Raw genomic sequence first — 20,545 nt, forward strand, 5'->3', positions numbered from 1 at the left:
GGGACAGGGAACTGGGCCACATGTTTAAAAAGTCGTTAATTTCAGTCTTGCTCATGACGACGCCAGCCATATCTGCCGACATGGTTCACGAGACGCAGTACGAGCCAGCACCGCAGTATGAAGCAGAAGTGCAACCTATCAGATGGACCGGCCTTCGGCTTGGTATCCATGCCGGTATCACGCACACATCCGCCGACGCCAATTTGGGCGATACGGCTGGCGATCTTATCAACCTTGATGTCTATAACGGGCTTTTCCCGGACCTCATCTCTGCTGATAACAATTCTTTTGCCGGCGGCATTGACGCTGGCTATGACTATCAAATTGGCAACGTTGTCTTGGGCGTCGCGGGTGATCTGACGTTCTCCAATATTGACGTCACGAACACCTTCGCGCGGGTTGATCCCAACCCAAACCCACCATTTACGGGCGTGAACACCAACACGGCTTATATGACCAAGGTTGATTACTTGGCGACTGCACGCCTGCGTATGGGTTATGCGTTTGACCGTACAATGATCTATGGCACAGCCGGTGTTGCAACCGCGGAAGTCGAAAACCGCTTTGACCTTGAGATCCCGGAACTTGCCTATACTTCGCCGAACTGGGCTGAGAAAAATCGTTTGACGGGCCTCGTGCTCGGCATCGGTGTGGAGCACCAGATCACGGATAATTGGCGCTTCTCGTTGGAACTCCAGCATGTCGATTTGGGTGATGTTACAGTCAACGCCGTTGATCCGACCAACTTCCCCGGTCAGGAAATCAACTACACGTTTGACAACAAGCTGATGCTGGCACGCTTCGGCCTAGCCTACGCTTTCTAAGCAAACCCGGCTTTCAGGAATTTAATGATGCCGCCGGCTCAAGCGAGCCCGGCGGAATACATTATTGCGGCCTTTAAATCGTCGATCCCTGCGCTTTTTTCACTCGATGTGGATACAAGCTCTGGAAAAGCGGCGGGACGTTTTTTAATCCGCAGCAGCGTGTCCGCCTCCAGCTTTACCAGCGCAGGCGCTTTAATCTTGTCGCCCTTCGTCAAAACGATTTGATACGAGACGGCAGCCTTGTCCAGCAGGTCGAGCACAGCTTCATCATTTTTCTTGATGCCATGACGGCTGTCGATCAGCACGAACACGCGCTTCAGGGTGGTTCGACCCTGTAGGTAAGAGAAGATCAACTGCTGCCATTTGTCGACGGCTTCTTTTGGTGCTTTCGCGAAGCCATAACCGGGCATATCAACCAGCGCGAGCGGCGGAATGCCGTCTTCGAACTCACCCTCCTGAACGAAGAAATTCAGTTCCTGCGTCCGCCCGGGCGTATTTGATGTTCGCGCCAATCCTTTAGTACCCGTCAGTGCATTGATGAGCGAAGACTTGCCCACATTGGAGCGGCCCGCAAACGCAATTTCAGACGGACCTTCCGGCGGCAGAAACTCCATTGACGGCACACCACGCACAAAAATCCATGGATTGGCAAAGAACTTTCGCCCCGCGCCCTTTCTTGCGGCGCGTTCAAGCTCCTCCGGTGTTGGCTCGCTCACGCTGACAATCCGTAAAAATCGCTGACGACTTTCCAGCCCTCTTCAGCGCTATCGACGATGGTGAACAGGTTCATGTCATCCGGCGAAATCGTGCCCTCTTCTGCAAGCGCTTCGATGTTTATGGCTCGGTCCCAAAAGTGTTTTCCAAACAACAAAACAGGCACCCGCTCCATGCGCCCTGTTTGGATTAGCGTCAGCGTTTCAAAAAACTCGTCCAATGTGCCAAAGCCACCGGGGAAGACTGCAACTGAAGATGCCCGCATTAAAAAGTGCATTTTGCGGATCGCGAAATAGTGGAAGTTGAACGAAAATTCCGGCGTTACATATTCGTTGGGCGCTTGTTCGTGGGGCAGCACGATGTTGAGGCCGATATTGGGTGCGCCAACATCCAGTGCGCCGCGCGATCCTGCTTCCATGACGCCGGGGCCACCGCCTGTGACGACAACGTACTCAGTGAAACCTGTCTTGGCCGAAGCCTCCGACGCCAACTGGGAGAAACGGCGGGCCTCGGTGTAGTATTTCGAACTCGCTTTGAGGTTCTTACGCTGGGTTTCGTTCTTCGCAGCCCAAGGCTCCGTGCCTGGTTCTGCAATGCGAGCACCGCCGAAAAGCACTGTGGTGGAAACAATTCCAGCCTCTTCCAGCATCATTTCCGGCTTGAGAAGTTCTAACTGTAACCGGATTGGCCGTGTCTCTGGCCTGCACAGAAAGTCGGGGTCATCAAAGGCTAGCTTATAGGCAGGCGATCGCGTTTGTGGCGTGTCGGGAACGGCTTTGACCTGCTCGCGGTCTTTTGACGAACGCTTCAACGGGTTGTGCGGCTGGGGCATCTGATTTTTTGCCATGAAATTTTCCTGATGGAGCATGGAATTTGACGCGTATGCGTCCAACGCGAACGCATAACGATAGGGGCGCGATGCGTCAAAGTGCAAAAGCCGTTGCAGCGAACAGGCGCACCGCTATAAAGGCGCAACAAAACTTCAAGACTGCGAGAAACCCATGAGCCACGCCGACCTGCAAGCTACCATCGAAAAAGCCTTCGAAGAACGCGACAGCGTCTCCATCAACACCCAAGGTGCGGTGCGCGAAGCGGTGGAAGAAGCGCTGAATCTGCTCGACAGTGGCAAAGCGCGCGTTGCGCACAAGGGCGACGACGGCAATTGGGTCGTCAATCAATGGCTGAAACAAGCCGTGCTGTTGTCTTTCCGCTTGAACGATATGGAAGTGATTGACGGCGGAAACGGAAAGTCCGTCTGGTGGGATAAGGTGCCATCCAAGTTTGAAGGCTGGGGTGCTGCACAGTTCCGCGAAGCCGGTTTCCGCGCTGTTCCCGGCGCGATCTGCCGCCACGCAGCTTATATTGGCAAGAACGTCGTGCTGATGCCGTCCTTCGTGAACCTTGGTGCTTACGTAGATGATGGTTCAATGGTCGATGGCTGGGCAACCGTTGGCTCTTGCGCGCAGATCGGCAAGAACGTGCACCTCTCCGGCGGTGTTGGAATCGGCGGCGTTTTGGAGCCGCTGCAAGCTGGCCCGACCATTATCGAAGACAATTGTTTCATCGGCGCGCGCTCAGAAGTGGTTGAAGGCTGCATCGTGCGTGAAGGCTCGGTGTTGGGAATGGGCGTCTATATCGGCCAGTCCACCAAGATCGTGAACCGTGCAACGGGCGAGATCACTTACGGCGAAGTCCCGCCTTATTCGGTGGTCGTTGCAGGCGCTATGCCCGGCAAGCCGATGGGCAATGGCGAACCTGGCCCAAGCCTCTATTGCGCAGTGATCGTGAAAACCGTTGACGAAAAAACACGCTCGAAGACAGGCATCAACGAATTGCTGCGCGATTGAATCACTAGCTGGACAAAGGGTATAGACGATTAAGGCGTTGCTCGGCAGATATTTCTCGTTTCAAGGACGCCTCAACCGCCAACCCTTTTGGTTGAGGTATTTCGCTTTCTTGGGCTGCATTTTAGCCCTCTATGCAGCTGCTGCCGTCTTGATGGTGGGCATCGGCTCCCTCGGCTCGGGGACCGCCAATTCTGTAATCGGCATTTTCGGGCTCATCGTTGTGGTGATTCCGTTTGTTCTTGCCTTTTATGTTTCGATATTCTCTCTTGCAGTCCGTCGTTTGCATGACCGCAACAAGTCCGGCTGGTGGATCCTGCTGCCGGTTGCCATAGGCGCGGTGCAAGGCTTTATCCAAGAAATTCAGGGTCCATCTTCTATTTTGGCTGTGATGGGCTCGTTCGGAACATTTATTGTGTTTCTCTGGTTTTTCGTTGAGTTGGGATTTCTGCGCGGCACTGACGGCCCCAACCGTTTCGGTCCCAACCCGTTGGGTGTTGGTGAGGTTGATGTTGAGGTTTTTGAATAGCGCGCGACCACCTGCGGCGTTTTAGGGGGGTTGCCGAACCCTTGTTGGCAGACATAGCCTTGGAATAACCAAAGGAGTGCTCAGCCCCATGTTCTCCCCCCGAAAGACATCTCTCGCGCTTGCCACAGCTGCGTTTGCTTTCGTTGCGCAACTCATCCCCGCATCTGCACAATCAAAGGGTCCGGTAAGCACATGCCTCGCTGTCGCTGACAATTTGCGCGGACCGGAGATGCCTCATGTTCAATTCGCCTCTTTCAAGAGCGCAGAATTGAGCCAGTTTGAAGTTGCAATCTCATACCAGGGCCATTCGATGTATCTTATCGAAACCGCATCGGGCGAGCGCATCATCACAGATTATGCGGGTTGGACGACGGACGGCGTTGTCCCGACAATTGCAACGATGAACCAAGCGCACTCTTCGCACTACACCAACAGCTACGATCCGAATGTCACCCGCGCTTTTCGCGGGTGGAACAACGAGCCCGGAAAAATTGCCGAACATAATGAGCAAATCAACGATGTTATCGTGCGCAACGTGACGACAGATCTGCTGCGGTATGGAACGGTTCCAGATGGCAATTCGATTTTCATTTTCGAGGTTGCCGGTTTGTGCATCGGCCATCTAGGGCATTTGCATCACAAATTGTCGGAAGATCATTTGGCGAAGATCGGCCGTTTGGATGTTGTGATGGTGCCGGTGGATGGTGGCCTGACATTGCGCCATGACAGCGTTCGCGAATTGCTCGACAGACTGCGCTCCTCAGTGATTTTGCCCATGCATGTGCGCTTCGCAGGTGCATTGCCGCAGTTTCTCGCGCATTTGGGAGACGACATTCCGGTTCAAACGGTGAGCGAGAAGAAGTTGGTTCTCTCATTGCGCAACCTTCCAAAACAGCCAACCGTGATGCTGATGCCCGGCGTTTCCTATGCTCCGCGCAGCTTTGATTGATCTCACCGATTGACCCATTAGCGCGTCGGTCATAAACCGCTTGCATGACCAGCCTTACGCCCCCCGCCGCAATCTTGCGTGACCTCATTCGCTGTCCTTCGGTAACGCCGGAAGAAGGCGGAGCGCTTACCTATCTCCAAACGCGGCTGGATGCGCTGGGCTTTCGCACGGTGCGCAAAACGTTTTCTGCACCGGGCACACCAGACGTTGAAAATCTCTACGCACGATTGGGAGAGGCTGCGCCCAATCTTTGCTTTGCCGGTCACACAGATGTTGTTCCTGTTGGCGATGAAACCGCCTGGTCCCACGGACCGTTCGGTGGCGATGTAAGCGACGGCATCATGTTTGGGCGCGGCGCGGTAGACATGAAAGGTGGCATTGCCTGCTTTCTTGCAGCCGTGGAAGCACATCTGGCAGCGGGCAAGCCAATAGCGGGCTCCATCTCACTGCTGATAACGGGTGACGAAGAGGGACCGGCAATAAATGGCACAAAAGCCATTCTGGACTGGCTGGTTCAGCAGGGAGAGGGCATCGAGGCCTGCATCGTCGGCGAGCCAACCAATGCAAATCACTTGGGCGACACGATCAAGATTGGTCGACGCGGCTCGGTATCGGGCACCATTACTGTCGAGGGTGTTCAGGGCCACGCCGCCTATCCGCATTTGGCCGATAATCCCGTTCGCGGAATGACGATGTTGATTGATGGTCTTTTGTGGGAACCATTTGATGAAGGAACTGACGCTTTCCAGCCTACCAATCTGGAGGTCACCAGCGTCGATGTGGGCAATCCATCGTTCAATGTTATCGCCGCGCGGGCCACGGCCACGTTCAACGTGCGGTTCAATGATACGTGGACAGCAGACACGATTAAACAAGAGATCGAACAACGCTTGGCCAGAGCCGCCCGCGAAGAACGCCTGCGCAAGCCGGAAAAGGGTGGACGTCGCCCGCCGGTCTCGTACTCAATTGCTTACACCGAGCGCCCAAGCCACGTTTTCCTAACCCGCGATGATGCTCTCATCGCAGCCTTGTCGTCTTCCGTTGAGGCCGTCACCGGCCAAGCGCCTGCTTTGACGACTGGCGGTGGAACCTCTGATGCGCGCTTCATCAAAGATGTTTGCCCGGTCGTTGAATTCGGACTTGTTGGTCAGACTATGCACCAGGTGGATGAGCACGTGCCGCTGGCTGATTTGGATCAGCTCACCGCCGTGTATGAGCGGTTCCTGGAAGACTATCTCGGCCGAGCCACATGACCGTGATCGCAAACCTTAGCGCCGCAACTGACGTCATTTTGGGTCGGGAGCGTGGGCTGGAGCGACTGGATACCAGTGCAGATGGCTTTTACCGATCATTCAAAGGGTTGGCGCTGGTCGCCCTGATCGATGGAGCGATTATGGTATTCACCCACGGTGCGCGCTTCGATATTGAAGTCACCAAAATCGAAAACCCACTCGTTTTTGCCGCGACGATGCTGTTCATCGCCCTAATGGCCTACATTGCCTCAATGTTGGCGCTGTTTTTGCTGTGCCGGACGGAAGATCTCCAGCGGCGATTTTCCACCGCTGTGATCGTGCACAATTGGGCCTCACCGGTGGTGAGCCTTATCTTTGCAGTGCCGTTCTTTGTGTTGTTGAAGCTGGAGGCATTCAGCCACCCCGAACCATCTGGCAGCCTTGCGACGATCATTTTGTTTGGCGCTATTGCGTGTCTGGTCGTCATTGGAGTGCGGTTGTTGCGTATATCGCTCAGCATATCAAATGGCCAAGCCTTCACGTTTTTCGCCATCTCAGCAGGCGTCTCGCTGCTGATTGACTTATGGTTCAACCGACTGTTCGGGCTCTAAAGCAAAAAAGCCCGACCGCTCCAAATATTGAGCTGTCGGGCCTTTGTTTCCTAGCGTTGGAATGGCTTAAGTATTGCAGCCAACGCAGTCCGTGATGTCGCTCGAACGCGGCACATGGTAATAGTTGTATTTGATGTTCACCGGCGGCATGGGCGCAAATTTAGTAGGCGACCAGTCGTAGTTGTATTCGCTTTTGGTGACCACGATAAATCCGGCCTCGTTTGTCAGGCTATCCGGCAGATCGTAAGGCAAGCCAGCGGCAGGCGGCGTAGCGTTTCGGCCGCGAGACCAAAGCACTGTCGCGTCTCCCTGATCGTCCACTGAAACACCAATCACCTGCACCTGTATTTGCGGCCCTATGGAACCGGCAATGGCCGCTCCGGCCAACATCACAGCGTCCAGTTGAGCTGTTCCAACCTGCGGCAGCTTTGCCACAAGGTCGTTGATCGTTGATGCCGTATCGCCAACGCGGGAATGATAAGCGTCCACCCGAGCGAGCTGGGCAAAACCCAGATAGAGTGTCAGCAAGAAGGGCAGGGCAAGCGCAAATTCAGTTGCTGCCAGCGCCTTTTGTTCTCGAAGGAAGCGGCGGATCGTGCGCTTTGCTTTGCGCATGTTCTTTTCCATTGTCATCGTCATCATCCCTCTCCTATGGCTCGATCATGAACGCCTGGGTGGCGGTCATCAGTCGGCCATTCGGTGTCGCATCAGTGCCAAGTCCCTGCATCCATGCCATCAGCACGGGAAACTCGTAGTACAAACGCATAACGTTGATTGAATTCGGTCCGCCGGGGCTGAAGCTCATGTTTTGGGTGTTGAGAGTGCCGTCCGCGTTGCGCGGCGTTCCCGGTGCGCCAAACTGGGCAACGGTCTGAAGATCAACCACAAGCCGTTCGCAATCGAACAGGCCCATATAAGGTAGCCCGCAAACCACCTGCTTGAACTGCGCTTCAGTGTGCGTGCCGGCAGTAATCTGGTTTGTGCGCACCAAGCGGGCTACATCCGCTGCGCCGTGATGCAGCATCCCTTGCACCAAATAGGCGACCGCAAATTCAAAGATCGAACCGACAATCATGAAGAACGGTGCGCAAATCATCGCGAATTCAACAGCGGTGGCACCGTCTTCGCTTTTTCTGAAGCGCTTGAATGGCTGCCACCTGTTTTTCACAGGGGTTTTATTCTGCTTTTCCATTTCCATCTCATTTCATCCAGCCCGGACAGATATGTCCCTCGCCTGAATGCTAGATGAAACGGGTTGAAAAACTCTTCCACAGACCCCTCAAATTGTCGGGGTTTGGTTTACCATTTGTTGACCAAAGTACCCCGCCTTCGTGAAGACGGCTTTTGTACGCTAGCGCTGAGGCCTGGAAAGCTCGTTGCGGCGTTTAACCTGATCCAGCGTGTTGTCGAATGTTGCAGCCTGATCGCCGATTGTCAGCGTCGGTTCGCAAACTGGAGAACAAGCCAGCGTTTCGCGGTTTGTGCGGCGGTAGATGCGCACGGAGTTGGTCTCGTGTGCGCCCACAACCACGGTCTCGTCCATGATGGCTTCACCGGCTTCATCGATGACGATGAGATTGGTCACGCCAAAACTACGGCCAGTCAAAACGATTGTCTGAGAGTCTTGCAAGGTCGCATCAACAATCAGCGGATTGCCAATGATGATGGTGCTGGCGCTGCGGTCAAACCGAACAACTTTCGCCCGATCAACGATTACCTTCAGCGCATTGCCAGATGGAGCGAACGCACCCTGACCTTCGGCCTGTGCCTGCATCGGTGTCACGATAGCTGCAGCCGTAGTCAAAACAGACAAAGCCGCAAGTGACTTCAAAGACAATGAGAAGATTTTCTTCATGATGGGATACGCCAGACTTGTTACCCTGATTACTGCAAGCATGGTCCGCGAAAATGGTGAATTTTGTTTTAAGGGTTTCAACGTTGACGCCGAAGGGCTGAAACAGGCCTATTTGGCCTTGGTTTTCGCCTATACATTATAATACGGAGAATTCAGGTTGACACTTCAGCCGATCCCGGGCGCTGCGAGATGCAATTTTAGCGATGCAATTAGCCAAGTCGAAACCATGAGCGACAATCTGGCGCTGTTAGGTTTCGTCAACCATATTCCTTAAACCAATCCTAAATCGCCAGCCGTAAGTTGGGCTCATCTGATCGGGGGAAACACTCTGGCAGATTTTGCTGTAACACGTGGAGTAAGGAATACCACAATGACTATGATCAAAAAATTCTTCAAAGACGAATCCGGTGCAACTGCTATCGAGTACGGCCTTCTGGCTGCTCTTATCGGCGTTGCTGCCGTTGCTGGTTTCCAGGCGCTTGGTGGCGGCCTGTTGAACCTCTTCAACGGCGTTGTTCCTTTCCTGGTCATCTAATTCCAGGATCGGACGGATCGGGCGCCCCTCGCGGGCACTCGTCCCGGACGCAAAAGAAAGGTCATCTCCTCGGAGGTGGCCTTTTTTTGCATTGGAAGGCGGCTTCGCATTTAACCAGCATTTAAGCCAGCGACACTATCCTGCTTCGATCAAGCCGCTACGCGGCATTCTGTGAACACCGAGACCGACCCATGATCGCAACACTTTTGCTGACGCTGTTCGTCTGCTGCATGATTATCGCCATGATTTCCGATATTCTCACGCAGAAGATTTCCAACCATTTGTCGCTGGCTTTGCTGGCTGGTTTTGCTATCTCGGTGCCTTTGATCGGCATGAGTTGGCAATTGCTGGGTATAACAATGCTGATCGGCATTGTCGTGTTCGCCATCGGTTTCCTGATGTTTCTGCTCGGCGGAATGGGGGCAGGAGACGTCAAAATGATGTTCTCATCCGTTCTTTGGGTTGGGCCGGTTGCTGTTGGGCCTTACATCAACGCGCTTGCGATCAGTAGCGTGGTTCTCATCGCGCTGGTTTTTGCCGCCCGAAAGCTCACTCCTCTTTCGCTTGCTGAGAGAGTGCCCTTCTTTCATGCTTGGCTGGTCAATCCGATGGGCGGTGTGCCTTATGGAGTGCCGCTGGGCATTGCTGGTCTGTACGCGATTGCCAGCACGCAATTGTTCAAAATGGCTGTGCTCTAAACACAGCTGGCCCCATACCAGACATCGAAGCCCGCCCATCCGGCGGGCTTTTTTGTGGGCTTTTGGCGGCTTTGAAAGCATAAACTTTTCATTCACCATCTTTGTCAGCCGCCCATTAACTATAATTACACCAATGACGTTCAAAACTGACCGTGAGTGTGACTGTCACGCGTAACGGAGTTTGGTTCCATGAAACCAATGCAGATGATCGTTTTGGGAATTGCCTTGATTGCAGCCGTAGGCCTTGCCTTCGTAGCCCGCAACATGATGGCCCCATCAGCCGCCCCTGTTGTGGTGGCATCCAATGCCCCTGTGCAGAGCATCCCGACTGTGGACGTGCTCGTGGCCAACGAAGCTATCCCGATGGGTTCTTCGCTGACCGAGGAGCGTCTAGCCTGGGAAGAATGGCCGCAAACCAGCTTGCGCGACAGCTTCATCACCCGTGAAAGCGATCCAGAAGCGCTTGAGACGTATGCCAAGCAGATTGCCCGCTCTTCCTTCTTCGAAGGTGAGCCAATCCGCCAGCAGAAACTCGTTCAGTCTGAATCGGGCTACCTTTCAGCAATTCTTCCTGCTGGTAAGCGCGCCGCATCGGTTCGCATTCAGGCTGAAACATCCGCCGGCGGCTTCATTCTGCCCAATGACCGCGTCGACGTGATCATGAGTTACAAAGACAATCAGGACCGTTGGATGACGAACACCATTCTCACCAATGTCCGCGTCTTGGCGATTGACCAATTGGTTGAAGAAAAAGACGGCGAGAAATTCCAGATCGGCGAAACGGCAACGCTGGAACTATCCGCTTATCAGGCAGAAGTCCTGACCGTTTCGAAAGCCGCCTCCAGCAATCAGCTGACGCTTGTTCTGCGCAGTGTGGCTGATTCCAATCCATCTCTCTCAGGTACGTCTAAAACGGACCTGGGCTCAAAAGAAGAAGAAGTCGGTAGCACCGTTCGGATGATCCGTGGTGGTGACAGCTCCGATGTTCGCACCAAAAAATAAACCGGTTGAAACAGAGTCCTTTGCAATGAAACACACAAACGCACATACCACTGCATCAGCCGCCTCCTTTAGCATGCGGTCTGTCGCAAGATCTGGCCTGAGCTTAGCCGCCGCCGTCAGCCTCGCGCTATCCAGCGTGTTTTCACAGGGCATCGTCTTGCCTCAACAAGCTTCGGCACAGGAAAGCCCGCGCAACTACATCAAGTTGGAAGTTGCCGATTCACGCAAAACTCAGGCGGTTAGACTGGGACTTAACAAGTCCATCGTGATTGATCTGCCAGCAGATGCGCACGACATTCTGGTTGCAAACCCAGAAGTTGCAGATGCTGTCACCCGCACTTCACGCCGGATTTATCTGTTCGGTAAAGAGATCGGTCAGACCAACATTTTTATCTTTGACGGTCGCGGCAAACAGATTGCAGCGCTGGAACTCAGCATTGAGCGCGACATCGCCATGCTGGAAGAGACAATCCATCGTTTGATCCCGAATTCCAACGTGAAAGCGGAAATGATCAACGACAATCTCGTGCTGACCGGCTACGTGGCAACGCCGCAAGATTCTGCAAGTGCCATGCGTATCGCGCGTGTTTTTGTTGAGGGCCGCGAGACCGACGACGATTCTGGTGCTGCCGGATCTGGACAGCTGGTCGTTGGCGACACATCCAGCAATGATGAGGAAAAGCCTGACCCGATCATCAACATGCTTCGTGTTGATGGTGAAGATCAGGTTCACCTGAAAGTTGTTATCGCAGAAATTCAGCGCTCCGTTGTTAAGCAACTTGGTATTGAGCCTAATATTTTCAACGCCTCCAACGGCATTGGCGAAGGCACTGATGGCCTGGGTTTCCAAATCCTCGGTGGCCAAGCCTCCACGCTTGAAACTGCTGGCGTTGCGGGTGGCCGCTTCCTTGCTTCGGATTCGCTAGGCACATTTGGTGCAACCTATCGGGCACTGGAACGCACGGGCGTCATGCGCACGCTTGCCGAGCCAAGTCTGACTGCAATTTCGGGCGAAAAGGCCCACTTCCGCGTCGGTGGTTCCTATTGGACGCCCAAAGAAATTAAGGGTGACGGCGGCATCGAGTTTGAATCGCTCGATTACGGTATCGCTCTCTCTTTTGTGCCAGTTGTGCTGACACAGGGTCGCATCAGTCTGAAGTTGCGCACGGAAGTCTCCGAGCCAACGGCTCAGGGCACTTACGCACTGACGTCTCGGGCAAGCCTTTTCACAACCCGCAAACGCTTGGCTGACACCACGGTTGAACTGCCATCCGGCGGCTCGATGGTGATTGCCGGTTTGGTGCAAGACAACATTCGTCAGGCCATTAACGGCCAACCCTGGCTGAAAGACATTCCGTTCTTCGGCACCTTGTTCCGGTCACGTGAATTCGTGCGCAACGAGAGTGAGGTGGTGATCATTGTCACGCCATATCTGGTCAAGCCAACCGCGCGCCGCAATCTGACGACGCCGGATAAGAACTTCCAGCCAGCTTCCGACTCCACTGGCTATCTGCTGGGCCGCATTAACCGCGTCTACGGCACCAAGCAGGGCAAACTTCCCAAGGGCCGCTACACAGGTTCTGTCGGTTTCATTTTCAAATAAGGGGCAAAGGTAACAGCGTCATGACCCATTCAGACCGCAAGGCACAAAACCACCGGGGCAAGCCGGGCACGCTTCGCAAAAAGACCGCCATTTTGGCGCTCGCGACAATCGCGCCTTTGATGGTGTTGCAGGGTTGCGCAAATGTCTCCAAGAGGCATTTCGTGGTCGGCTCGACACCGGATCACTACGAAAAGCGACACGCGATTGAGTTGAGCGAACGGGAGCAGACGCTTGATATGCCGATTGCAAGCTCTTCCTATGGCATCTCCGCACCCAATGCGAGCGCCATCGAAGGCTTTGCGCGGGCTTACAAGCGCTCAGCCAATGGCACGTTCACAATAATGTTGCCGCAAGGCTCGCCAAACGAGCAGGCTGCCGCGAATGTTTCGCCTCAGATCGTAGACATTGTCTCAAATGTTGGCGTTCCAAGACACCGCATTTCAACCGTCTCCTATTATGCAGGTGAGCACGGCACTGCTGCACCGATACGCCTATCCTTCGGTGCTGTTCGCGCTGAAGTAGGAGAATGCGGAAAGTGGGATACTGATCTCGGCAATCACACTGAAAACCGCAATTACTCCAATTTCGGCTGTGCATCGCAAAAGAACTTGGCAGCAATCATCGCCAATCCGGCGGATCTGATCGCACCAAGAGGCCAGTCACCACTGGATGCAGCTCGCCGTGCGGACGTGATCGACAAGTATCGCAAGGGTGAAGAAACCCTGACCCCGCCACGGGAATTCACAACCATGCCCGAGCCGGTCTGGGACTAAGTCAAACCGTCAAGTTCTGTCGCTCAAAGCGTAAGTCAGTCAGGAAAAGAAGAAGATGTCAGACACCGCCCAAGATCCAAACGCTATCTCGATGGCCGTTCCCGTCGATGCCGCGCATGGCGATCAGCCTATGGCACCAGACATGCAAGTCCCGCAGGGTTACGATCCTATGGCAGTGCCGGGAGACCCGGCTGCCGCAGCAATGGAGCCTGTCTCTGGTCTGGCCATGCCAGCCGAGCCGACAGGTTATACAGACCCGGTGATGCAGGCTAACCCCATGCCAGCGGGCTTGGCTATGCCTGTACAAGATCCCGCAGTTGCCCCCACAGCGCCGCCAATGGCGGATGCTATGTCGGCATCAATGGTTAATCCGGCAATGGCCGCACCCGTGATGCCAACCGACCCTGACCAAGGTTTTGGAGAGCCATTGCAGCCGCAAGGCTATGCGCCAGAACCCGCGCAAGACTTTGCCTATGCCGATCCGGCTATGAGTGATGCTTCGGTGTTTCCAGAAGCTGAGTCCACAGCACAGGAAGCCCCTATGGGTGGCTATGCTTATGTTGGGCCGGAAGAAGATATGTCCGGCGTGCGCCCGGTGCCGCGCGTTTCCATTCAGGCTTTTTGCGAAACCGAAGCTGTTGCCGGCATCATCGACCGCGCCGCAAATGACCGTCGCATGGCCAAAGCGCACGTGAGTGTGCAATTGGGCGGTATTCCTGCCGCGACTGATTATTACCAAACCGCAGCGACACCGAACCTCATTATCGTGGAAAGCCAGTTGCGCGACGAGGGCTTACTGCAATTGCTTCAGGGTCTGGCAGAGGTTTGTGACGAAGGCTCTAACGTTATGGTCGTTGGCCATGCCAACGATGTGCAGCTGTACCGTGAACTGATGTCGCGCGGCGTGTCTGAATACCTCGTGGCGCCCATCACGATGGTGCAATTGATGACCATTGTGAACGATCTCTTCGTTAATCCGGATTCTGAGCCGCTCGGCAACACGATGACGTTCATCGGAGCCAAGGGTGGCGTTGGCTCGTCCACCTTGGCGCATAACATTGCCTTCGCCATCTCTTCGGAATTCGAGAGCGACGTCATCCTTGCTGATATGGACTTGCCCTTTGGCACAGCCAATATCGATTTTGACCAAGATCCGGCCCAGGGCATTGCTGACGCTGTTTTCTCCTCAGACCGCATCGATGACACATATCTTGATCGCCTGCTTGCCAAGTGCTCCGACCATCTCAGCTTGCTGGCTGCGCCTTCCACGCTGGAGCGCGAATACGATTTCGGCCCGCAAGACTTCATGCAATTGCTCGAAGTTGCCCAACGTGGCACGCCGAACGTTGTGCTGGACATGCCCCATGTTTGGACTGGCTGGTCGCGCAATGTCTTGGCGGCATCGGACCGTGTTGTGATTACCGCCATGCCTGATCTTGCAAGTTTGCGGAACACCAAAAACCTGCTGGAGACGCTCAAAGAGATCCGTCCTAATGACGAGGCACCATTGATAGTTCTCAATCAGGTGAACGTTCCAAAGCGCCCTGAAATCTCAATTGATGATTTCATGGAGCCTCTAGAGCTGAAAGCCGCCGCAGTCATTCCATTTGAACCTGCTCTCTTCGGTAACGCATCAAACAACGGTCAGATGATCGCTGAAGCTGATCCGAAGTCAGAGGTGGCAGCCGCAATTCAAAACCTTGCGCACACGCTGACAAACCGTCGCGACGCCAGCGAGAAGCCGGGCAAGAAAACCAGTTCGCTGCTCTCATTTTTGAGCCGCAAAAAGGCTTAATCCCGAAAGGGGTTGAGCCAGAAAAATCTCCATGCCCCGCAATGGGGCGAACAGTATAAAAGCGTAACAGGAGCATCAGGGATGTTTGGGAAAAAGGGTGGAACGACCGACAATGGTAGTGGGGCAGGTGGCTTCAAGCAGCCTCTCGCCATGCCGCCAGAAGCTCACCAAGCGCCGCCGCAAGCCGCTGCGCCGCAGCCTCCCCAAGCTCCACCTGCTGCGCCTGCGCAACCACCCATGGCACCGCAGCAGCCGCCTGCAGCCGCGCCAACGGCACCTCCGACAGCAGCGCCCCAACCCGGCATGACGCAGCCGTTGCAGCCTGCAACACCCGCACCTGCTGCCGGTGCACCCATGCAAACTCTGCCGGCGACGGTCAGCCAAGGTTTGACCGCAACAGGGCAGAAAAAGGTCAAAAAGATCGCTGCCCCCTTCGCGGAGGAAGAGGAAGAGGTGGTTGATGTCAACCACATCAAGATCAAGACCGAAGACTATTACGACGTCAAAACCCAGGTCTTTTCAGCCCTCATCGATACGATTGACCTATCCCAGCTTTCCAAGCTGGATGCTGATGGCGCGCGCGAAGAAATCCGCGATATTGTCAATGACATCATCGCGATCAAATCAATCGTCATGTCGATTTCCGAGCAGGAAGAACTTCTCGCAGATATATGCAACGACGTTCTTGGTTTCGGACCTCTGGAGCCGCTGCTGGAGCGCGATGACATCGCCGATATCATGGTCAATGGCGCGAAGAACACTTACATTGAAGTGAACGGTAAAACCGAGCCGACCAACGTCAAGTTTCGCGATAACGACCAGCTGATGAACATCTGTCAGCGCATCGTGTCCCAAGTTGGCCGTCGCGTTGACGAAGCCAGCCCGATTTGTGACGCCCGTTTGATGGACGGTTCACGTGTTAATGTCATCGCGCCGCCGCTGGCGCTGGATGGCCCTACGCTCACCATTCGTAAGTTTAAGAAGGACAAGCTCACGCTTGATCAACTTGTAAACTTCGGTGCGATTTCGCCCGAAGGTGCCGAGATCCTCAAAATCATTGGCCGGGTCCGCTGTAACATCGTTATTTCCGGCGGTACGGGTTCGGGTAAGACGACCCTACTCAATTGTATGACCAACTATATCGACGAAGACGAGCGGGTTATCACATGCGAAGACTCCGCCGAACTTCAGCTTCAGCAGCCCCATGTGGTGCGGCTGGAAACACGCCCGCCAAACCTTGAGGGCGAAGGTCAGATCACCATGACTGATCTCGTCAAAAACTGCCTGCGTATGCGCCCTGAGCGGATCATCGTGGGTGAGGTGCGTGGTCCGGAAGTGTTCGACCTTTTGCAGGCCATGAACACTGGCCACGATGGCTCGATGGGCACGATTCACGCCAACTCACCCCGTGAGTGCTTGTCTCGTATGGAATCCATGATCGCCATGGGCGGTTTCACGCTGCCGCAAAAAACCGTTCGCGAAATCATCACCGGTTCGGTCGACATCATCATTCAGGCTCGCCGCCTTCGTGATGGTTCGCGCCGTATCACGCACATCACCGAGGTGGTGGGTATGGAAGGTGACGTCGTTATCACGCAAGATCTCTTCATCTACGACATGACGGGGGAAGACGCTGACGGCAAGATTATTGGTAAGCACCGCTCCACCGGCGTTGGCCGTCCGCACATGTGGGACCGCGCACGTTACTTCAATGAAGAGCAGCGCCTCGCGGCGGCCCTTGATGCAGCAGAAGATCGATAGGGAACACAGGGAAACACGCTATGCTTATGGATAGAAACTTCCTGATATTTGCAGCTCTCGCGATGCTCGTCGTGGGTCTGATTGTCTACGCTGTCTTCTACAATTCTATTTCGAACCAGAAGAAGATCGAGCAGCGCAGAAAAAGCCTTTCGCATTCCAAAGCACAAAAAGTTCAGAAGCAGAACAATGCGAGCGATGAGAAGCAACGGCGTAAACAGCGCGAAGAGTCGATTAAAAAGCTCAACAATCAGAAGTCGCAGAACAAGGACGTCAATAAGCCCGACCTTGCGCGCAAATTGCAACAGGCTGGCATGACGATTACGCCCAAGAAATTCTACGTGCGTTGCGTTGTTATTTCGGTGGTGTTTTTCCTTCTCCCGCTCATGTTTGGCGCGCCGCTATACGTGGCAGCCGGCATGTCCTTCATTTTTGGCTGGGGCATCACCAACTGGTTTGTCAGCTTCAAGCGCAAGCGGCGCATCAAGAAGTTTATTATGGCCTTTCCCGGTGCCATCGATATCATCACACGTGGTATCAAGTCTGGCTTGCCGCTCAACGATTGCCTTCGAATTATCGGCAACGATGCGCGTGAGCCAGTGAAGAGCGAGTTTCAAAAGCTGGTTGAATCCACACAGGTCGGTCTCTCCGTGCCTGATGCTTGTAAGCGTCTATACGAAAACGTGCCGTCTGCCGAGACAAACTTCTTCGCCATTGTGATTTCGATCCAGTCGGGCGCTGGCGGTAACTTGGCCGAAGCGCTTGAAAACCTCTCCCGGACACTGCGCGAGCGCAAGGCTATGGCCGACAAAATCAAAGCCATGGCGATGGAGGCGAAAGCTTCATCCTACATCATTGGCTCACTGCCAATCGCCATTGCGACACTGCTGTTTGTGGTTTCACCAGACTTCCTGGCTCCCCTTTGGCAGACGCAGCAGGGCCACAAAATTCTCGTTGCGATCGCTATTCTCTACGCGATGGGCATCGGCTCAATTTACAAAATGATGAACTTCAAATTCTAGGAAAGCGTGTCTGATGGAGTTCCTCACTCAACCCGAAAATCTCATGTTTCTTGCCGTCATTATTGGCGTGATGGCAACGGTGTACACAGTTATCGTGCCGCTGTTCAGCGGTGACAGGCTGGGCAGCCGAATGAAATCCGTGGCCCTTGAGCGCGATCAGATACGCTCTCGCGAGCGGCAGCGTCTTGCCAGCGAAAAAGGCCCTCGCCAGGGCGCAAAACGCCGTGAGCCGGACCGTGCGGTTAAAGACATCGTCGAGCGCTTTAACCTTCGCGACGCTTTAGCGGATGAAAAAACAGTTGCTGCGCTCAACCAGGCAGGTATGCGGGGCCAGTCACCTTTGTTCTTGTTTTTGGCGATGCGGGTAATTTTGCCGATCGCATTCATCATTCTTGGTCTGCTCTATTTCTTTCTAATTGATCCCACAGAGCGTGGTGTCTTTCAGAAGATATTGTTCAGTCTGATGATTGGCGGCGTCGGATTTTATCTGCCGGTTTTGTGGGTCTACAACAAGAAGTCAGCACGTCAGAAAGACATGACGATGGCCCTTCCAGACGCACTCGATCTTTCATTGATCTGCGTTGAATCCGGCATGACTATTGAAAACTCTTTCCGCCGCGTTTCGGAGGAGATCGGTACGCAGTCTTTACCGCTGGCTGAAGAGCTTATGATTACAGTTGCCGAACTATCCTATCTTCAGGAACGTCGACAGGCGCTGGAAAATTTTGCATCTCGCACTGGTCTTGAGTCGGTTAAGAACATCGTTATGTCGCTCGTTCAGGCAGAGAAATACGGTACGCCGCTGTCGCAAGCCCTGCGGGTTCTCAGCCGTGAAAACCGCGACGAACGCATGACCAAGGCCGAGAAAAAGGCGGCTGCATTGCCACCAAAAATGACTGTTCCAATGATGATCTTCTTCCTGCCGATCATCTTCTGTGTCATCCTCGGCCCTGCAATTATCACTGCGATGGACAGGCTGTCATAAAACCGCTCTCAACCAGGCTCACCGAATTCTTCAATATCGACCACCCGATCCTGTCTGCGCCCATGGCGTTGGCAGCGGGTGGTCGCTTGGCTTCTGCCGTGACGCGGGCAGGTGGATTGGGCTTTATCGGGGGCGGATATGGCGATGCCGACTGGTTGACCAACGAGTTCGCACAAGCGGGTAACACGGCTGTCGGCTGCGGTTTCATCACATGGTCGCTGACGCAAAAGCCTGAACTGTTAGAGCAGGTGCTCGACCGCAAGCCGCAAGCGCTGTTTCTCTCCTTTGGCGATCCCAAGCCATTCGCCACGGCGATTTCAGACGCTGGCGTCCCTCTCATCTGTCAGGTGCAAAGTCTGCGTGATGCCTGTCATGCGGTCGATTGCGGAGCGAAAGTGATCATCGCTCAAGGGGCAGAGGCCGGCGGTCACGGTGAAAAGCGTGCCACGATGACCATCGTGCCGGAAGTTGCTGACATGCTCGCCAGGTCAGCGCCCGACACGCTGCTTGTTGCTGCTGGAGGAATTGCCGATGGAAGGGGCCTGGCGGCCTCTCTCATGCTCGGTGCGGACGGCGTGCTTGTAGGTTCCCGGTTGTGGGCCAGCGAAGAGGCGCTTGTTCACCCCAATATGCTGCAAGCGGCAATCAAGGCTACGGGCGATGACACAATCCGCTCAAGCGTCATGGATCTTGCCCGGCTGTTGAAATGGCCCAACCGTTACACTGCGCGTGTTTTGAAGAACCCGTTCACTGAGCGTTGGCACGATGATCTCGAAGGACTGATGGCCGATCAAAGCGCACAAGCGGAGATGTGGGGCAAGGCTTGGCAAGAGGGAAATGTCGAGATCGCCAACACCTTTGTTGGCGAGGGCACAGGCATGATCAAAGACGTAAGGCCCGCCGCCGATATCATAGAAGAGATGGTTTCCCAGGCAGTCACCTGCCTAAGGCGCTTCTCGGCCGTTTAGCCAGCCGGCTTTACTTTTTTGTCTTTCAACTCGGTCCAAGAGTTTTGTTCCGAAAGCATCTGACGCAGGAATGCGATGTTTTCGCTCGCCTGCTGTGGAGACAATTCACCAGCGGCAACCGTTTCCGCCTCGGCAAAGCGACCCTGTAGGCCGATCACGAGAGCAAGGTTCTGGCGCACTTGGCTGTCCGCACCCGGCAATGCAATCGCTTGGCGAAGATGCGTCTCCGCTCCACGCATATCGCCGGTGAGCAGATAAGACATGCCAAGGTTGGATATGACGGACGGTTCGTTCGGTTTCAGGTCAAGCGCCTTGCGGTATTCAATCCGCGCTTGTTTGGGGTTGCCAAGCTGGTCGTAGATCGCGCCAGCTGCGGAGTGTAATCGCCAATCCGGTGTGTCTGGTGTCTGTGCGCGTTGAATGACGGTGAGCGCTTTTTTCAACTGTCCTGCACCAGCAAGCGCTTTGCCATAAGCGGCCAGTACTTCTTCATCTGTGGAATGGCGGATAGCGAGATATTTCATCACAGCAAGCGCTTGCTCATTGCGGCCCGTCATACGCAAGGCGGTGGCAAAATTCAGACCTGTTTTCTTGTCTGCAGGGTTGGCTTTGTAGCGCTTCTCCCAAGCGTCAGCAGCGCTCTTCAACTCTGTCTGGGACATCTGGTCAACGGGCTTGGAATTGACCGAGCCGGTGCTCAGGCGTTTCGAGGCGCAGCCGCTCACGGCAACGCTGAGCGCCAAAATTCCTGCAACCATCAGCGAACGAGCAGTGTTGCTTGTCTCTGTTTTGGAAAGGGAAATCGAATGTGTCATTACTTTTGCTTCCGTGCCCGAAAGGCGCTTTTC

At 54.6% G+C, this 20,545-nt stretch carries 22 protein-coding genes; 16 read left to right on the plus strand and 6 right to left on the minus strand.

Annotation, left to right across the window (positions count from 1 at the left end):
- Positions 1-20 precede the first annotated feature (20 nt).
- Positions 21-824 carry an outer membrane protein gene (locus ACFQ14_RS11390; RefSeq protein WP_377212853.1) on the plus strand — a complete coding sequence of 268 codons (804 nt, stop codon included), beginning with the start codon at positions 21-23 and terminating at the stop codon, positions 822-824.
- Between the two features lie 38 nt (positions 825-862).
- Here the strand turns inward: ACFQ14_RS11390 and yihA are convergent, their stop codons facing one another.
- Complete coding sequence (gene yihA / locus ACFQ14_RS11395) at positions 863-1,540, minus strand: ribosome biogenesis GTP-binding protein YihA/YsxC (protein ID WP_377212854.1); 678 nt, start codon at positions 1,538-1,540, stop codon at positions 863-865.
- Entirely contained in the window at positions 1,537-2,385 is an 849-nt protein-coding gene (locus tag ACFQ14_RS11400) for an LOG family protein (protein ID WP_377212855.1), read from the minus strand. The genes yihA and ACFQ14_RS11400 overlap by 4 nt, the downstream gene beginning before the upstream one ends.
- Before the next feature lie 154 nt (positions 2,386-2,539).
- Here ACFQ14_RS11400 and dapD point away from each other — a divergent pair, with 154 nt between their 5' ends.
- The 5 genes from dapD (at position 2,540) to ACFQ14_RS11425 (ending at position 6,703) form a co-directional block, all read left to right on the plus strand.
- On the plus strand, positions 2,540-3,385 hold the full coding sequence (gene dapD / locus ACFQ14_RS11405) for a 2,3,4,5-tetrahydropyridine-2,6-dicarboxylate N-succinyltransferase (RefSeq protein WP_377212856.1): 846 nt from the start codon (positions 2,540-2,542) through the stop codon (positions 3,383-3,385).
- A 37-nt stretch (positions 3,386-3,422) separates the two neighbouring features.
- Positions 3,423-3,911: a DUF805 domain-containing protein gene (locus ACFQ14_RS11410; protein ID WP_377212857.1), complete on the plus strand. Its 489-nt coding sequence runs from the start codon at positions 3,423-3,425 to the stop codon at positions 3,909-3,911.
- 88 nt (positions 3,912-3,999) lie between these two features.
- Positions 4,000-4,860 (plus strand): MBL fold metallo-hydrolase, encoded by an 861-nt coding sequence (locus ACFQ14_RS11415; protein WP_377212858.1) that lies wholly within the window; start codon positions 4,000-4,002, stop codon positions 4,858-4,860.
- A 44-nt stretch (positions 4,861-4,904) separates the two neighbouring features.
- The gene (dapE, locus tag ACFQ14_RS11420) at positions 4,905-6,113 is read left to right on the plus strand and encodes a succinyl-diaminopimelate desuccinylase (protein WP_377212859.1); all 1,209 of its coding nucleotides are present in this window, start codon (positions 4,905-4,907) and stop codon (positions 6,111-6,113) included.
- Positions 6,110-6,703 carry a hypothetical protein gene (locus ACFQ14_RS11425; protein WP_377212860.1) on the plus strand — a complete coding sequence of 198 codons (594 nt, stop codon included), beginning with the start codon at positions 6,110-6,112 and terminating at the stop codon, positions 6,701-6,703. Before dapE ends, ACFQ14_RS11425 begins: the two co-directional genes overlap by 4 nt.
- A gap of 66 nt (positions 6,704-6,769) precedes the next feature.
- On the opposite strand, the gene ACFQ14_RS11430 is transcribed toward ACFQ14_RS11425, so the two are convergent.
- The 3 genes from ACFQ14_RS11430 to ACFQ14_RS11440 form a co-directional block, all read right to left on the minus strand.
- Positions 6,770-7,342 carry a TadE/TadG family type IV pilus assembly protein gene (locus ACFQ14_RS11430; protein WP_377212861.1) on the minus strand — a complete coding sequence of 191 codons (573 nt, stop codon included), beginning with the start codon at positions 7,340-7,342 and terminating at the stop codon, positions 6,770-6,772.
- A gap of 10 nt (positions 7,343-7,352) precedes the next feature.
- On the minus strand, positions 7,353-7,895 hold the full coding sequence (locus ACFQ14_RS11435) for a TadE/TadG family type IV pilus assembly protein (protein ID WP_377212862.1): 543 nt from the start codon (positions 7,893-7,895) through the stop codon (positions 7,353-7,355).
- 159 nt (positions 7,896-8,054) lie between these two features.
- Positions 8,055-8,558 carry a pilus assembly protein N-terminal domain-containing protein gene (locus ACFQ14_RS11440; RefSeq protein WP_377212863.1) on the minus strand — a complete coding sequence of 168 codons (504 nt, stop codon included), beginning with the start codon at positions 8,556-8,558 and terminating at the stop codon, positions 8,055-8,057.
- Between the two features lie 370 nt (positions 8,559-8,928).
- Here ACFQ14_RS11440 and ACFQ14_RS11445 point away from each other — a divergent pair, with 370 nt between their 5' ends.
- The 10 genes from ACFQ14_RS11445 to ACFQ14_RS11490 all read left to right on the plus strand — a co-directional run bounded on the left by ACFQ14_RS11445 (position 8,929) and on the right by ACFQ14_RS11490 (position 19,697).
- Positions 8,929-9,093, plus strand: a complete 165-nt coding sequence (locus tag ACFQ14_RS11445; protein WP_377212864.1) for a Flp family type IVb pilin — start codon at positions 8,929-8,931, stop codon at positions 9,091-9,093.
- 191 nt (positions 9,094-9,284) lie between these two features.
- Positions 9,285-9,791, plus strand: a complete 507-nt coding sequence (locus tag ACFQ14_RS11450; RefSeq protein WP_377212865.1) for an A24 family peptidase — start codon at positions 9,285-9,287, stop codon at positions 9,789-9,791.
- A 189-nt stretch (positions 9,792-9,980) separates the two neighbouring features.
- Complete coding sequence (gene cpaB / locus ACFQ14_RS11455; protein WP_377212866.1) at positions 9,981-10,793, plus strand: Flp pilus assembly protein CpaB; 813 nt, start codon at positions 9,981-9,983, stop codon at positions 10,791-10,793.
- Between the two features lie 73 nt (positions 10,794-10,866).
- A complete protein-coding gene (locus ACFQ14_RS11460) occupies positions 10,867-12,396 on the plus strand; it encodes a type II and III secretion system protein family protein (RefSeq protein ID WP_377212867.1) in 1,530 nt (509 codons plus the stop codon).
- Positions 12,397-12,416: 20 nt separating this feature from the next.
- The gene (locus ACFQ14_RS11465; RefSeq protein ID WP_377212868.1) at positions 12,417-13,169 is read left to right on the plus strand and encodes a CpaD family pilus assembly protein; all 753 of its coding nucleotides are present in this window, start codon (positions 12,417-12,419) and stop codon (positions 13,167-13,169) included.
- Positions 13,170-13,224: 55 nt separating this feature from the next.
- Positions 13,225-14,964, plus strand: a complete 1,740-nt coding sequence (locus tag ACFQ14_RS11470) for an AAA family ATPase (RefSeq protein WP_377212869.1) — start codon at positions 13,225-13,227, stop codon at positions 14,962-14,964.
- Positions 14,965-15,045: 81 nt separating this feature from the next.
- Complete coding sequence (locus ACFQ14_RS11475; RefSeq protein ID WP_377212870.1) at positions 15,046-16,725, plus strand: CpaF family protein; 1,680 nt, start codon at positions 15,046-15,048, stop codon at positions 16,723-16,725.
- A gap of 20 nt (positions 16,726-16,745) precedes the next feature.
- Complete coding sequence (locus ACFQ14_RS11480; RefSeq protein WP_377212871.1) at positions 16,746-17,744, plus strand: type II secretion system F family protein; 999 nt, start codon at positions 16,746-16,748, stop codon at positions 17,742-17,744.
- A gap of 13 nt (positions 17,745-17,757) precedes the next feature.
- Positions 17,758-18,729 carry a type II secretion system F family protein gene (locus ACFQ14_RS11485; RefSeq protein WP_377212872.1) on the plus strand — a complete coding sequence of 324 codons (972 nt, stop codon included), beginning with the start codon at positions 17,758-17,760 and terminating at the stop codon, positions 18,727-18,729.
- Entirely contained in the window at positions 18,726-19,697 is a 972-nt protein-coding gene (locus tag ACFQ14_RS11490; protein WP_377212959.1) for an NAD(P)H-dependent flavin oxidoreductase, read from the plus strand. Before ACFQ14_RS11485 ends, ACFQ14_RS11490 begins: the two co-directional genes overlap by 4 nt.
- On the opposite strand, the gene ACFQ14_RS11495 is transcribed toward ACFQ14_RS11490, so the two are convergent.
- The gene (locus tag ACFQ14_RS11495) at positions 19,694-20,512 is read right to left on the minus strand and encodes a tetratricopeptide repeat protein (protein ID WP_377212873.1); all 819 of its coding nucleotides are present in this window, start codon (positions 20,510-20,512) and stop codon (positions 19,694-19,696) included. The two genes, ACFQ14_RS11490 and ACFQ14_RS11495, sit on opposite strands and share 4 nt — an antisense overlap.
- Between the last annotated feature and the right edge of the window lie 33 nt (positions 20,513-20,545).

Source organism: Pseudahrensia aquimaris (genome assembly GCF_042676045.1).
GTDB classification, from domain to species: Bacteria; Pseudomonadota; Alphaproteobacteria; order Rhizobiales; family Rhizobiaceae; genus Pseudahrensia; species Pseudahrensia aquimaris.

Coding starts and splice junctions, on each gene's coding strand:
- ACFQ14_RS11425 (WP_377212860.1), top strand. CDS start 6,110: ATGACCGTGATCGCAAACCTTAGCGCCGCAACTGACGTCATTTTGGGT.
- ACFQ14_RS11495 (WP_377212873.1), bottom strand. CDS start 20,512: ATGACACATTCGATTTCCCTTTCCAAAACAGAGACAAGCAACACTGCT.
- ACFQ14_RS11445 (WP_377212864.1), top strand. CDS start 8,929: ATGACTATGATCAAAAAATTCTTCAAAGACGAATCCGGTGCAACTGCT.
- dapD (WP_377212856.1), top strand. CDS start 2,540: ATGAGCCACGCCGACCTGCAAGCTACCATCGAAAAAGCCTTCGAAGAA.
- ACFQ14_RS11400 (WP_377212855.1), bottom strand. CDS start 2,385: ATGGCAAAAAATCAGATGCCCCAGCCGCACAACCCGTTGAAGCGTTCG.
- ACFQ14_RS11465 (WP_377212868.1), top strand. CDS start 12,417: ATGACCCATTCAGACCGCAAGGCACAAAACCACCGGGGCAAGCCGGGC.
- ACFQ14_RS11480 (WP_377212871.1), top strand. CDS start 16,746: ATGCTTATGGATAGAAACTTCCTGATATTTGCAGCTCTCGCGATGCTC.
- ACFQ14_RS11460 (WP_377212867.1), top strand. CDS start 10,867: ATGCGGTCTGTCGCAAGATCTGGCCTGAGCTTAGCCGCCGCCGTCAGC.
- cpaB (WP_377212866.1), top strand. CDS start 9,981: ATGAAACCAATGCAGATGATCGTTTTGGGAATTGCCTTGATTGCAGCC.
- dapE (WP_377212859.1), top strand. CDS start 4,905: ATGACCAGCCTTACGCCCCCCGCCGCAATCTTGCGTGACCTCATTCGC.
- ACFQ14_RS11430 (WP_377212861.1), bottom strand. CDS start 7,342: ATGACGATGACAATGGAAAAGAACATGCGCAAAGCAAAGCGCACGATC.
- ACFQ14_RS11470 (WP_377212869.1), top strand. CDS start 13,225: ATGTCAGACACCGCCCAAGATCCAAACGCTATCTCGATGGCCGTTCCC.
- ACFQ14_RS11390 (WP_377212853.1), top strand. CDS start 21: ATGTTTAAAAAGTCGTTAATTTCAGTCTTGCTCATGACGACGCCAGCC.
- ACFQ14_RS11440 (WP_377212863.1), bottom strand. CDS start 8,558: ATGAAGAAAATCTTCTCATTGTCTTTGAAGTCACTTGCGGCTTTGTCT.
- ACFQ14_RS11450 (WP_377212865.1), top strand. CDS start 9,285: ATGATCGCAACACTTTTGCTGACGCTGTTCGTCTGCTGCATGATTATC.
- ACFQ14_RS11485 (WP_377212872.1), top strand. CDS start 17,758: ATGGAGTTCCTCACTCAACCCGAAAATCTCATGTTTCTTGCCGTCATT.
- ACFQ14_RS11475 (WP_377212870.1), top strand. CDS start 15,046: ATGTTTGGGAAAAAGGGTGGAACGACCGACAATGGTAGTGGGGCAGGT.
- ACFQ14_RS11415 (WP_377212858.1), top strand. CDS start 4,000: ATGTTCTCCCCCCGAAAGACATCTCTCGCGCTTGCCACAGCTGCGTTT.
- ACFQ14_RS11435 (WP_377212862.1), bottom strand. CDS start 7,895: ATGGAAAAGCAGAATAAAACCCCTGTGAAAAACAGGTGGCAGCCATTC.